The organism is Mycolicibacterium sp. SMGY-1XX, assembly GCF_059132455.1.
Window position 1 is genome coordinate 3,516,381 of sequence record NZ_CP101139.1, and the last position, 12,875, is coordinate 3,529,255.

9 protein-coding genes are annotated in these 12,875 nt (G+C 67.0%); 4 read left to right on the top strand and 5 right to left on the bottom strand.

Annotated elements, in window-relative coordinates; translation table 11 throughout:
• Positions 1-87: 87 nt before the first annotated feature.
• From gltB to NL241_RS17130, 4 genes are all read left to right on the top strand, one after another.
• A complete protein-coding gene (gene gltB, locus NL241_RS17115) occupies positions 88-4,674 on the top strand; it encodes a glutamate synthase large subunit (protein WP_494398164.1) in 4,587 nt (1,528 codons plus the stop codon).
• Positions 4,667-6,175, top strand: a complete 1,509-nt coding sequence (locus tag NL241_RS17120) for a glutamate synthase subunit beta (protein WP_494398165.1) — start codon at positions 4,667-4,669, stop codon at positions 6,173-6,175. The genes gltB and NL241_RS17120 overlap by 8 nt, the downstream gene beginning before the upstream one ends.
• 124 nt (positions 6,176-6,299) lie before the next feature.
• Positions 6,300-7,721 carry a pyruvate kinase gene (gene pyk, locus NL241_RS17125; RefSeq protein WP_487695847.1) on the top strand — a complete coding sequence of 474 codons (1,422 nt, stop codon included), beginning with the start codon at positions 6,300-6,302 and terminating at the stop codon, positions 7,719-7,721.
• A 19-nt stretch (positions 7,722-7,740) separates the two neighbouring features.
• Entirely contained in the window at positions 7,741-8,610 is an 870-nt protein-coding gene (locus tag NL241_RS17130; RefSeq protein ID WP_487695846.1) for an acyl-CoA thioesterase II, read from the top strand.
• 21 nt (positions 8,611-8,631) lie between these two features.
• On the opposite strand, the gene NL241_RS17135 is transcribed toward NL241_RS17130, so the two are convergent.
• From NL241_RS17135 to NL241_RS17155, 5 genes are read right to left on the bottom strand one after another with little or no spacing between them, the layout of a single operon-like run.
• Positions 8,632-9,477, bottom strand: coding sequence for a TauD/TfdA dioxygenase family protein (locus NL241_RS17135; protein WP_494398166.1), 846 nt, complete (start codon positions 9,475-9,477; stop codon positions 8,632-8,634).
• Positions 9,478-9,487: 10 nt separating this feature from the next.
• Positions 9,488-9,823, bottom strand: a complete 336-nt coding sequence (locus NL241_RS17140) for a hypothetical protein (protein WP_494398167.1) — start codon at positions 9,821-9,823, stop codon at positions 9,488-9,490.
• Positions 9,823-11,079 carry an aromatic ring-hydroxylating oxygenase subunit alpha gene (locus NL241_RS17145; protein ID WP_494398168.1) on the bottom strand — a complete coding sequence of 419 codons (1,257 nt, stop codon included), beginning with the start codon at positions 11,077-11,079 and terminating at the stop codon, positions 9,823-9,825. Before NL241_RS17145 ends, NL241_RS17140 begins: the two co-directional genes overlap by 1 nt.
• A 31-nt stretch (positions 11,080-11,110) precedes the next feature.
• Positions 11,111-11,860, bottom strand: a complete 750-nt coding sequence (locus NL241_RS17150) for an SDR family NAD(P)-dependent oxidoreductase (RefSeq protein WP_494398169.1) — start codon at positions 11,858-11,860, stop codon at positions 11,111-11,113.
• A complete protein-coding gene (locus tag NL241_RS17155; RefSeq protein WP_494398170.1) occupies positions 11,857-12,870 on the bottom strand; it encodes a 2Fe-2S iron-sulfur cluster-binding protein in 1,014 nt (337 codons plus the stop codon). The genes NL241_RS17150 and NL241_RS17155 overlap by 4 nt, the downstream gene beginning before the upstream one ends.
• Positions 12,871-12,875: the final 5 nt, after the last annotated feature.

Genomic DNA, 12,875 nt, shown 5'->3' on the forward strand with positions numbered 1-12,875 from the left:
TCAGACTGCGGCCAGTACTGAGATCTGAATGTCCCTCGTGGACGGAGGCGCTCACCTTCCCGCAGTTCCGACTGCGGAGGTGCATGGATGCTTTTCTCGGCAGTGCCGCAAGCACAGGGACTCTACGACCCCGAGCAGGAGCGCGACTCCTGTGGTGTCGCGATGGTCGCCGACATCAAGGGCCGACGGTCGCACTCAATCGTCGCCGACGGGTTGATCGCGCTGGAACACCTCGAACACCGGGGGGCGGCCGGCGCGGAACCCAACAGCGGTGACGGCGCCGGAATTCTGCTGCAGTTGCCGGTGGACCTGCTGCGCGAGGTGGTCGATTTCGAACTGCCCGCCCCGGCCGCCGACGGAAGCAACACATTCGCCGCCGGCATCTGCTTCCTGCCGCAGGATCCGGTGGCGCGCACAGCGGCCCGGGCCCGTGTCGAGGAGATCGCGGCCGAGGAAGGCATCGAGGTTCTCGGCTGGCGCACTGTGCCCGTCGATCCCGCCGGCGCCGAGGTGGGGGATACCGCTTTGGGCTGTATGCCGCACATGGCACAGCTGTTCGTCGCCGCTCCCGCCGACGCCGAGGGCCAACGGCTCGGCGGCCTCGATCTGGACCGGCGCGTCTACCCGCTGCGCAAGCGGGCCGGCCACATGACCTCGGAGATCAAGTCGACCGGCAGCGGCGTCTACTTCGTCTCACTGTCCAGCCGCACCATCACCTACAAAGGCATGCTCACCACGATGCAGCTGCCGAAGTACTTTCCGGATCTGCGCGACGAACGCTGTCGCAGTGCCATCGCGATCGTGCACAGCCGCTTCTCCACCAACACATTTCCGTCGTGGCCGCTGGCCCACCCGTTCCGCTTCGTGGCCCACAACGGTGAGATCAACACCGTCCGCGGCAACCGCAACCGTATGCACGCCCGCGAAGCCATGCTGGCCAGCTCGCTGATCGGCGGCGACCTCGCGCGGTTGTCACCGATCTGCACCCCGGAGTCCTCGGACTCGGCGTCGTTCGACCAGACGTTGGAACTGCTTCACCTGGGTGGGCGCAGCCTGCCGCACGCGGTGATGATGATGATCCCCGAGGCGTGGGAGAACAACGCCGACCTGAGCCCGCAGCGCCGCGCGTTCTGCCAGTTCCACGCCTCGATCATGGAGCCATGGGACGGCCCGGCCTGCGTCACCTTCACCGACGGCACCGTTGTCGGTGCCGTGCTGGACCGCAACGGCCTTCGTCCGGGCCGGTGGTGGCGCACCATCGACGACCGCATCATCCTGGCCAGCGAAAGCGGTGTCCTGGACGTGCCGTCGGCCGAGGTGGTGGCCAAGGGCCGGCTCGAGCCGGGCAAGATGTTCCTGGTCGACACCGCGCAGGGCCGGATCATCTCCGATCAGGAGATCAAGGACGAACTGGCCGCGGCGCAACCGTATTCGGAGTGGCTGCATGCCGGGCTGCTCGATCTGAAGACGCTGCCCGACCGCAACCGCGTCCAACCCAATCACGAGTCGGTGGTGCGCCGGCAGATCGCCTTCGGTTACACCGAAGAAGACCTGCGGCTCATGCTCACTCCCATGGCGGCATCCGGCGGTGAGCCCCTGGGCTCCATGGGTACCGACACCCCGGCCGCCGTCCTCTCACAACGCTCGCGGCTGTTCTACGACTATTTCGTGGAACTCTTCGCGCAGGTGACCAATCCACCCCTGGATGCGATCCGCGAGGAGATCGTCACCTCGATGGCCCGGGTGATGGGACCCGAGCAGAATCTGCTGGAGCCGTCGGCGGCGTCGTGCCGGCAGATTCTGCTGTCGTGGCCGGTGCTCGACAACGACGAGCTCAACAAGATCGTCCACATCAACGACGACAACGAGCATCCCGGGCTGAAGACCACGGTGTTGCGGGCCCTCTACGAGGTCGAGCGTGGTGGGGAAGGGCTGGCCGACGCGATCGAGGACCTGCGGCTGCGCGCCTGCGAAGCCATCACCAAAGGCGCACGCACCCTTGTCATCTCCGACCGCGACTCCGACCACACCCGGGCGCCCATCCCGTCGCTGCTGGCGGTCTCGGCGGTGCACCACCACCTGGTGCGCACCAAGGAGCGCACCAAGGTGGCGCTGGTGGTCGAAAGCGGTGACGCCCGCGAGGTGCACCACATCGCGCTGCTGATCGGTTTCGGCGCCGCGGCGGTGAACCCGTATCTGGCCTTCGAGTCGATCGAGGACCTGATCCGCGAGGGTGAGCTCACCGGCATCGAGACAGCGGCCGCGGTACGCAACTACCTCAAGGCGCTCGGCAAGGGCGTCATGAAGGTGATGAGCAAGATGGGCATCTCGACTGTCGGCTCCTACACCGGCGCACAGGCTTTCGAGGCCATCGGCCTGGACCGCGGTGTCGTCGACGAGTACCTCACCGGCACCGTGAGCCAGCTCGGGGGGGTCGGCCTGGACGTTCTCGCCGAGGAGGTCAGGTTCCGCCACCGGCGGGCGTACCCGGAGAACCCGACCGAACGGGCGCACCGGCGCTTGTCGGTGGGTGGCGAGTACCAGTTCCGCCGCGACGGTGAGCTGCATCTGTTCACCCCGGAAACGGTCTTCCTGCTTCAGCATTCGACCCGCACCGGGCGCTATGAGGTGTTCGAGAAGTACTCCGAGGAGGTCGATCGGCTGGCTCGTGAAGGCGGCGCGCTGCGTGGATTGTTCACCTTCAAGAAGGGTCTACGCCCACCGGTTCCGCTGCACGAGGTCGAATCGGCCGACGAGATCTGCAAGCGGTTCAACACCGGGGCGATGAGTTACGGGTCCATCTCGGCCGAAGCCCACGAGACCATGGCCATCGCCATGAACAACCTGGGCGGGCGCTCGAACAGCGGCGAGGGCGGTGAAGATGTGGACCGGCTCTACGATCCGCGCCGGCGCAGTGCCGTCAAGCAGGTGGCCTCCGGGCGTTTCGGCGTCACCAGTGACTATCTGGTCAACGCCAGCGACATCCAGATCAAGATGGCCCAGGGCGCCAAACCGGGTGAGGGCGGCCAGCTTCCGGGCTACAAGGTGTACCCGAACATCGCCAAGACCCGGCACTCGACGCCGGGAGTCGGACTGATCTCCCCGCCGCCGCACCATGACATCTACTCCATCGAGGATCTGGCGCAGCTGATCCACGATCTCAAGAACGCCAATGACAAGGCCAGGATCCACGTGAAGCTGGTCAGTTCGGTGGGCGTCGGCACCGTCGCCACCGGGGTGTCGAAGGCGCACGCGGACGTGGTGCTGATCTCCGGGTACGACGGCGGTACCGGTGCGGCGCCTCTGACCTCACTCAAGCACGCCGGCGCGCCGTGGGAGATCGGCCTGGCCGACACCCAGCAGACCTTGGTGCTCAACGGCCTGCGTGACCGCATCACCGTGCAGTGCGACGGCGGTATGCGCACCGCCCGTGACGTCATCGTGGCGATGCTGCTGGGCGCCGAGGAGTTCGGTTTCGCCACGGCACCGCTGATCGTGTCGGGCTGCATCATGATGCGGGTCTGCCACCTCGACACCTGCCCGGTGGGTGTCGCCACGCAGAACCCCGAACTGCGGGCCCGGTTCAACGGCAAGCCGGAGTTCGTCGAGAACTACTTCCGCTTCATCGCCGAGGACATCCGGAAGTACCTCGCGGAGTTGGGTTTCCGCAGCATCGACGAAGCCGTGGGCCATGCCGAGGTGCTCGACACCGACGCCGGCGTGGCGCACTGGAAGAGCAAGGGGCTGGACCTCAGCCCCATCTTCGCGGTGCCCACCGACGCCCACGGTGCCACGTTGCCGCAGCGCCGACGCCTCCGCGATCAGGACCACGGCCTGGAGCATGCACTCGACCAGACGTTGGTGGCACTCGCCGAGGGCGCACTCGAGGACGCGCATCCGGTGACCCTCGAGCTGCCCGTGCGCAATGTCAACCGCACGGTCGGCACCCTGCTGGGTTCGGAGGTCACCCGCCGCTACGGTGCGGCCGGGCTACCGGAGGACACCATCACGGTCAAGCTGGCGGGTTCGGCCGGTCAGTCGCTGGGGGCGTTCCTGCCGCCAGGCGTCACCATCGATCTGGTCGGGGACGCCAACGACTATGTGGGCAAGGGACTCTCGGGCGGCAAGATCGTCGTCCGCCCGCCCGAGGACGTGTTGTTCCTGCCCGAGGACAACGTGATCGCCGGTAATACCCTGCTGTACGGGGCCACCTCCGGTGAGGTGTACCTGCGCGGGCGCGTCGGTGAGCGGTTCGCCGCCCGCAACTCCGGGGCGCTGGCCGTCACCGAAGGTGTGGGTGATCACGCGTGCGAGTACATGACCGGCGGTCGTGTGGTGGTGCTCGGCGCATGCGGCCGCAACATGGCGGCCGGGATGTCGGGTGGCATCGCCTATGTCCTGGGGCTGGATCCGGCCAAGGTCAACACCGCGATGGTGGAGTTGCAGGCGATGGACCCCGAAGATCTGCTCTGGCTGCGCGGTGTCATCGCCAAGCACGCCCAGTACACCGGAAGCACCGTGGCCACCTCGATACTGGCCGACTGGCCAAGGCGCAGTGCTCAATTCACCAAGATCATGCCCACCGACTACCAGCGGGTGATGCAAGCCACCCGGATGGCCAAGGCCGAGGGGCGTGACGTCGATACCGCGATCATGGAGGCGACACGTGGCTGACCCACAGGGATTTCTTCAGGTGCCCAAGGTCGAGGCCACCAAACGACCGGTCGACGAACGCGTGGGCGACTGGCGTGAGGTCTACGAGGCCCAGGATCCCCACCAGCGCGCTGCCGAGGTGAGTCAGCAGGCCCGCCGGTGCATGGACTGCGGCATCCCGTTCTGCCATTCGGGGACCGCCGGTTGCCCGCTGGGCAATCTGATCCCCGAATGGAACGACCTGGTGCGGCGGGGCCGCTGGGAAGCCGCCTCGGAACGGCTGCACGCCACCAACAACTTCCCGGAGTTCACCGGCCGGCTGTGCCCGGCGCCCTGTGAATCGGCGTGTGTGCTGTCGATATCCGAGCAGGACACCGGCGGCAGCGTGACCATCAAGCGCATCGAGCAGTCCATCGCCGACCAGGCCTGGATGGACGGCACCGTCGAACCGCAACCCGCGGCGATCGCCACCGGCCGCAGCGTCGCCGTCGTGGGGTCGGGCCCGGCGGGACTGGCTGCGGCACAACAACTCACCCGCGCCGGTCACAACGTCACGGTCTACGAGCGTGACGACCGTCTGGGTGGGCTGCTGCGGTACGGGATCCCGGAATACAAGCTGGAGAAGGCGACGCTGAACCAACGGCTGGCGCAGATGCGCGCCGAGGGCACCCGCTTCGTCACCGACTGTGAGGTCGGCGTCGATCTGTCCGTGGAGGAACTGCGGTCCCGGTTCGACGCGGTGGTGCTGGCCGTCGGCGCACTGCGCGGCCGGGACAACGACGTCGAAGGTCGTCATCTCGCGGGTGTGCACCTGGCGATGGAGCACCTGGTGCCGGCCAACCGGGAATGCGAAGGCGACGGGCCCTCGCCGATCTCAGCGGCCGGTAAACACGTCGTCATCATCGGCGGCGGCGACACCGGGGCCGACTGCCTCGGCACGGCCCACCGCCAGGGCGCGGCGTCGGTCACCCAGCTCGACTACAACCCCGAACCTCCGGAGTTGCGGGACGAGCAGCTGACACCGTGGCCGACGTGGCCGCTGATGCTGCGCACCAAGACCTCGCCGGCCCACGCCGAAGGCGGTCTGCGCCGCTACGAAGTGGCGGTGCAGCGTTTCGTCGGCGATGACGACGGCAACCTCCGGGCCATCGAGATCGCCGAGGTCCGGGTGACCCGCGACGCCGACGGTCGGCGCATCATCTCACCCGTCGGTGAGCCGTTGACGCTGCCCTGTGATCTGGCGTTGCTGGCGATCGGCTTCGACGGTGTCGAGCGCATGCCGCTGCTCGACGGCCTCGGTCTGGAGCTCAACCGGCGTGGCGCGCTGCCGTGCGGGTCGGACTGGCAGACCACCGCACCCGGTGTGTTCGTCTGCGGTGACGCGCACCGGGGCGCGTCCCTGGTGGTCTGGGCGATCGCGGAGGGCCGCGCGGCCGCGCATGCGGTCGACGTGTTCCTGATGGGGGAGTCGGATCTGCCGGCGCCGGTCCGGCCGTCCGCGCTGCCGTTGGCGGTTGTGTAGCTACTGCCACGAGCCGGCGAATTCCGCGTTATCTGACTTCGGGAGGATGTCAGCAAAGTGACGAATGCGCCAACACATCTGTATCGGTCGAGATGGTTCCGGACTGCGACTATGCTGAGTCGTCGTGACTAGACGCGGCAAGATCGTTTGTACTCTCGGACCAGCTGTTGGAACAGACGAACAAGTCAGAGCTCTCGTCGAAGCGGGCATGGATGTCGCCCGGCTGAACTTCAGCCATGGCGAGCACAGCGACCACGAGGCCAACTACAAGCGGGTGCGCAACGCCTCCGATCTGTCCGGCCGGGCGGTGGGCATCCTCGCCGACCTCCAGGGCCCGAAGATCCGCCTCGGCCGGTTCAACACCGGCGCCACCCTGTGGGCCACCGGGGAGACGGTCCGGATCACCGTCGAGGACGTCCTCGGCGTGCACGACCGGGTGTCCACGACCTACAAACAGCTTGCCCACGACGCCTCACCGGGGGACCGGTTGCTGGTCGACGACGGCAACGTTGGCCTGACGGTCGAGAGCGTCGAAGGCGACGACGTCATCTGCAAGGTGACCGAGGGTGGTCGCGTCAGCAACAACAAGGGCCTGTCGCTGCCCGGTATGAACGTGTCGGTTCCCGCGCTGTCAGAGAAGGACATCGCGGACCTGGAATTCGCCCTCAAGCTGGGTGTCGACTTCATCGCGCTGTCCTTCGTGCGCTCACCCGCCGATATCGAGCTGGTGCACGAGGTGATGGACCGGGTGGGCCGCCGGGTGCCCGTCATCGCCAAGCTGGAGAAGCCGGAGGCCATCGACAACCTCGAGGCCATCGTGCTCGCCTTCGACGCCATCATGGTCGCCCGTGGTGACCTTGGGGTGGAGCTGCCGCTCGAAGAGGTCCCGCTGGTGCAGAAGCGCGCCATCCAGATGGCCCGCGAGAACGCCAAGCCGGTGATCGTGGCCACCCAGATGCTCGAATCGATGATCGAGCACTCCCGGCCCACCCGTGCCGAGGCGTCCGACGTCGCCAACGCGGTGCTCGACGGCGCTGACGCGGTGATGTTGTCCGGTGAGACGTCAGTGGGCAAGTACCCGCTGGAAGCGGTGCGGACCATGGCCCGCATCGTCTCGGCGGTCGAAGAGAACTCGACCGCCGCCCCGCCGCTGACGCACGTTCCGCGTACCAAGCGCGGTGTGATCTCCTACGCCGCCCGCGATATCGGCGAGCGGCTCGACGCCAAGGCACTGGTGGCGTTCACCCAGTCCGGCGACACCGTGCGCCGCCTGGCCCGGCTGCACACGCCGCTGCCGTTGCTGGCGTTCACGGCGCTGCCGGAGATCCGCAGCCAGTTGGCGCTGACCTGGGGTACCGAGACGTTCATCGTGCCGCACATCCAGACCACGGACGGCATGATCCGTCAGGTGGACCAGTCGCTGCTGGCGCTCGGCCGGTACAAGCGGGGTGACCTGGTGGTCATCGTCGCCGGTGCTCCTCCGGGCACAGTAGGCTCGACCAACCTGATCCATGTGCACCGGATCGGCGAGGACGACCACGCGTAGCGATCAACAGGAGGTTCACGTGCCAGCCGGCTCCGACTTCGACGAGCTCCTGGCCGTGCTGGATCTCCGCGCCGCCGGCGACGACGCGTTCACCGGGCGGCACCCCAGCAAGAACCCGATCCGCACGTTCGGGGGCCAGATGATGGCGCAGGCATTCGTGGCGGCCAGCCGCACGGTGCCTCATCAGCTGCCCCCGAACGCGCTGTCGGCGCATTTCATCTCCGGAGGAGACCCGGAGAAAGATCTGGAATTCACCGTCGTGCGGCTGCGTGACGAACGGCGGTTCGCCAACCGGCGCGTCGACGTCACGCAGGACGGCCAGCTGCTGACGACTGCGTTCGTCTCGTTCCTGGCCGGGGGTCGCAGTCTGGAGCACAGCGCGGAGATGCCCGACGTGGCGCCGCCGCACGACCTCCCGAAGATCACCGAGCTACTCAAGGGCTACGAGGAAACGGTGCCGCTGTTCGTGGCGGCGCTCAAGCCCATCGAGTGGCGCTACACCAACGACCCGGCCTGGGTGATGCGTGACAAGGGCGGGCGGCTGCCCCACAACCGGGTGTGGATGAAGACCGAGAGGCCGATGCCCGAAGACCCGGTGCTGCACCACGCCGCACTCGTATATTCCTCGGACACAACGGTTCTCGACTCCATCATCACCACTCACGGGCTGTCGTGGGGTTTCGACCGGATCTTCGCCGTCACCATCAACCACTCGGTGTGGTTCCACCGCCCGGTGATGTTCGACGACTGGGTGCTGTACTCGACCACCTCGCCGGTGGCGTCGGATTCGCGCGGCCTGGGCACCGGGCACTTCTTCGATACCGACGGCAACATCGTCGCCACCGTGGTGCAGGAAGGCATCGTCAAGCATTTCCCCGGGAAGAACTGAACCCGGATCCGGCGACGGTGGCTAGGTGATGGGTTCGTCGCCCAGCACCGTGGTGCGCAGCATCTCGCGCGGCGAGTTCGGGTCATAGGGCGCGGCGCGGTGCAGCACGCCCTGGTTGTCCCACATGACGGTATCGCCCACCGACCAGCGATGGCTGTACACCTTGTCGTCGGAGGTGGCATGGTCCAGCAGCGCGCTCAGCAGTGCCCGGCCTTCGTCGACATCCATGCCCACCACGTAGTCCGCCGAGGCGCCCAGCACCAGCGACTTGCGGCCACTGCGGTGCGTCCACACCAGGGGATGTTCGTGGGTGCGCCGGGAACGCCACCGCGCCAACTGTTCCGGTGAGGGATTTGGGTGCACCCTGCGCTGCGAGGCCTCCAGAGAGTGCACCACCCGCAGGGCCGAGTAGCGCTCCTTGTCCTCGGCGGGCAGCGTGTCGTAGGCGGCGTAGGAGTTCGCGAACTCCGTCTCGCCGCCGTGTTGGGCCACCTGCAGCGCCGAGAGCACCGTGGCCTTCTGCGGGCACTCGTCACCCAACGGCGTGCAGCCGTCGATGTGCCAGTCGAAGGTTGCTTTCAAGTAGGCCGCCGAGGCGTTCTTGGACTTGTCGAGCGTGATGGGGTAGATGCCGGCCACCGGATGGTGACCGTCCGACGAGTGGTCGATCTGACCGAGGCGGCGGCAGAAGGCCACCTGCGCTTCGGGTTTCAGATGCAGCCCGCGGAACACCAGGACGCCGTTGTCCTCCAGCGCCGCGAGGATCGCGTCGGCGACCGAGTCGTCGTCGGTCAGCCGCGCGGGGTCGATGTCGGCCACTTCGGCGCCGACGGAGTGGGTGAGTTTGGTGAGGGTGAGCACACTCATGATGGGCCTTTCAGGGAGTGGGTTCGCCGGTGCGGATCATCACGGCGTCGGCAGCGTCGACCGGAGCCGGCTGGTGCATGATCTCCACCGCCATCGCGACCATGATCAGCGAATAGATCAGCCGCAGCAGGTTGATCGCGTCGTCGGGCATGGTGTCCAGGTCGTACTTGTCGCAGTAGTCGATGGCTTCCTCCAGGCGGGGGAAGAAGTCGTCGTAGAAGCGCTCCATCTCGGCCATGTTGCTGGCCAGCCGGGTGTTCCACCGCTCGGTCTCGGTGGCCAGGCACCAGGTTGCGGCGTGCCCCTCCAGTTCTGCGAATGCACTGGGCAGCAGGGTGTTCGGCATCAGAGTTCCGCCTGCTCGCGCCGGTAGGCGTCCACCCAGTCCACCGCCACCTTGTGCAGATGGCGGACCAGGATCTCCTGGTCGTTGAGCGGATAGTCGTCGACTATCCCGTACTCCAGCGCGGCCTGGGTGCCGCCGAGCATGCCGGCGTCCTGCAGTGCAAACTCCTTCAGCACCACCGCCGCAACCTCGTGTTCGATGCGTTCGCGCACGGTGCGGGCGGGGTGGAAGTAGGTGTAGGCCTCGAAACGGTGGGTGTTGTGTGAGGTGGGCCAGTAGCGGTACAGCAGATACCAGCCGCCGTAGATCAGGATCTCGGTATTGGGGAAGATCTGGAAGTTGCTGATGCCCCAGGGTTCGATGCCGCCGGGGTTGAGCCCGCGGGGGAGTTCACCGATGTCCGGTGTCCTCCACGGCCCCACCAGACCGCTTCTGGTGGCGCGTTCGATCGGGTACATGTATTCCGGTGCCAGCAGCCACCGTCGGGTCCCCGCCGTCGAGACCAGGCGGTGAGGTCCGTCGAGCTGGAAGTGGCCGCAGGTGAAACCCGCTCCGGGCTTGCGGACTTCGGGCGGCACCTGCTGAGTGTGCAATGACGGTACGTGGTAGTACTCCTGGAAGGCGTCGGCGAAGATCTTCCAGTTGCTGTTGTTGTGCGCCATCCAGTCGTAGCGCTCGGTCAGCTTGCCGAAAGGGTAGCCGTCGAGTCCGGTGATCATGGGCCCCAGGAAATCCCGCAGCGTCTGCCGTGGCCGCGGGTCGAAGTTGAGGAACACGAAGCCGTTCCAGATGTCGCACTGCACCGTGGCCAGACCGTATGCGGCGTGGTCGAGGTCGAAGAAACTGCCCTCCGCAGGCACGTGGATCAGCGAACCGTCGAGTGCCCACCGCCAGCGGCAACGCCGGCACACCAGTTCTGCGCAGTTGCCGGAGGTCTCGCGGTCGGGGAAGTCGTCCCACAGGAGCTTGTCGCCGCGGTGTCGGCAGATGTTGTAGAACGCCCGGACCGCGCCGTCCGCACCACGAATGAGGATCACCGACGACTCGGTGACCTCGATCTCCTTGGTGACGTAGTCACCGGGTGCCGGGATCTCCTCCACCCGGGCGACGTTCAGCCACGCGCGTTTGAAGACCGCCTCACGCTCCAGGGCGTAGAACTCCGGTGAGGTGGAGTCGGCGAACGAGACCGGGCCGGTGCCCAGTTCGGGATAGTGCTCGGTCCACGAGCCCTCGGGGGTTCTCAGGGAACGGGTCATGGGTACCTCCATGGTGAAATCGCAGACGCTGTCACATCACCGCACCTCCATTGACGCCCAGCACCTGACCGGTGATGAAGCCTGCTTCGGGAGAGCAGAGAAAGCCGACGGCCGCGGCGATGTCCGCCCCGCTGCCCAACCGGCCGAGGGGGATGTTGGCCGCGATCTCCTCGTTGGACTTCAGGAATCCGGCGGCCTGCCCCTGGTGCTGCATGGGTGTCTCGATGCCCGACGGGGGGATGTTGTTCACGGTGATGCCGTGCCCGGCGAATTCGCGGGCCAGAGACTTCGTCAGCGTGATCACCGCGCCCTTGGACGCGGCGTAGTGTGCGGCGAACGGTGACCCGCGCTGGGCGCTCGACGACGAGATCATCACGATGCGGCCCCACTGCGCGGCCACCATGTCGGGTAGGGCCGTCTGGCAGCAGTGGAAGGTGCCGGTCAGGTTGACGTCGATCATGCGGGCCCAGGCGTCGTCGCTGATCTCGAGGAACGGTGCGAAGCCGAATTGGCCTGCGCTGGTGACCAACACCGTCACCGGGCCGAGTTCGCTGCGGATCTTGGCGAAGGCGTGCTCCACGCTACCGCGGTCGGTGACGTCGGCCCCGACGCCCAGAGCAGTCCCACCGGCGGCCCGCACGTCGCTGGTCACCCGTTGCGCTGCCTGCTCGTCGAGGTCCAGTACGGCCACCTGCATTCCGCGACGGGCGAGTTCGTGGCAGGTGGCCTCGCCCATCCCGGAGCCGCCGCCGGTCACCACTGCGACGGTGTTCCCCGTCATTCGTAGACCACCTTCACGGTGCGGCTGGTGGGCATGGCCTGGCAGGTGACCACCCAGCCGTCGGCCACTTCGTCGTCGTCGAGTGCGTCGTTGTTCAACATCCGTGCGCTGCCCTCGGTCACCTGCGCCATACACGTTCCGCAGGAACCTGTTTCGCACGAGGCGGGTGCGCGCAGTCCGGCCAACCGCGCCGTCTGCAGCAGCGTGTTTCCGGCTCGGTAGTCGATGGTGACCGACGTGCGGTCCAGTTCGATGGTCACCTTTTCGGTGACCGAGTCGACGGTGCCGGAAGGGGTCACGGTGAAGCGTTCCAGCTTCACCCGGTCGGCGGGGACGCCCTCCGACCGCAGGGAGGTCTCCACGATGTCCATGAAGGGGCCGGGTCCGCAGACGTAGATGTCGGCGTCGGTCTCGCCGGCGAACGAGACCACGGTGTCGACGGTCAGGACGCCTCGTTCGTCGTCGAGGTGGTGCGTCAGATCGAAACGGCCGCCGTGCTTTTCGCACAGTTCGGTCAGGGCGTCAGCGAAGATGATCGAGTCCCGGCTGCGATTGGCGTAGAGCAACCGGCACGTGCGCGACGTGGTGGCCAGCGCACATCGCAGCAGCGAGAACACCGGCGTGATGCCGCTGCCGCCCGCGAAGGCCACGATGTCTCGCCCGGAGTCCTGCAGGACGAACCGGCCCTGCGGGGGTGCGGCTGGAATCAGGTCACCGGCGGTGGTGGTGTCGTTGATCCAGTTGGACACCACACCGTCGCGGTCGCGTTTGACGGTGATGCGCAGGTCCTCGCCCAGTCTGGGGGAGGACGACATGGAGTAGCACCGGCGGTGCTCCTGCCCGGCGATCCGAACCGACAGGGTGAGATATTGGCCCGCCTCATAGGCGAATTCACCGCTCTGGTCGAAGACCAGAGACACCGTGTCGGCGGTTTCGCGCACCACCTGCTTGACCCGCAACGGCACGAAACCATCATCGACCGCGTACGGGGCACTTCCGGAAGCTGGCATCCCAG

What these genes read in the sequence shown, in the direction of transcription:
- NL241_RS17155 (WP_494398170.1), bottom strand. Translation starts at nt 12,870, where the DNA reads ATGCCAGCTTCCGGAAGTGCCCCGTACGCGGTCGATGATGGTTTCGTG.
- NL241_RS17135 (WP_494398166.1), bottom strand. Translation starts at nt 9,477, where the DNA reads ATGAGTGTGCTCACCCTCACCAAACTCACCCACTCCGTCGGCGCCGAA.
- gltB (WP_494398164.1), top strand. Translation starts at nt 88, where the DNA reads ATGCTTTTCTCGGCAGTGCCGCAAGCACAGGGACTCTACGACCCCGAG.
- NL241_RS17150 (WP_494398169.1), bottom strand. Translation starts at nt 11,860, where the DNA reads ATGACGGGGAACACCGTCGCAGTGGTGACCGGCGGCGGCTCCGGGATG.
- NL241_RS17145 (WP_494398168.1), bottom strand. Translation starts at nt 11,079, where the DNA reads ATGACCCGTTCCCTGAGAACCCCCGAGGGCTCGTGGACCGAGCACTAT.
- NL241_RS17140 (WP_494398167.1), bottom strand. Translation starts at nt 9,823, where the DNA reads ATGCCGAACACCCTGCTGCCCAGTGCATTCGCAGAACTGGAGGGGCAC.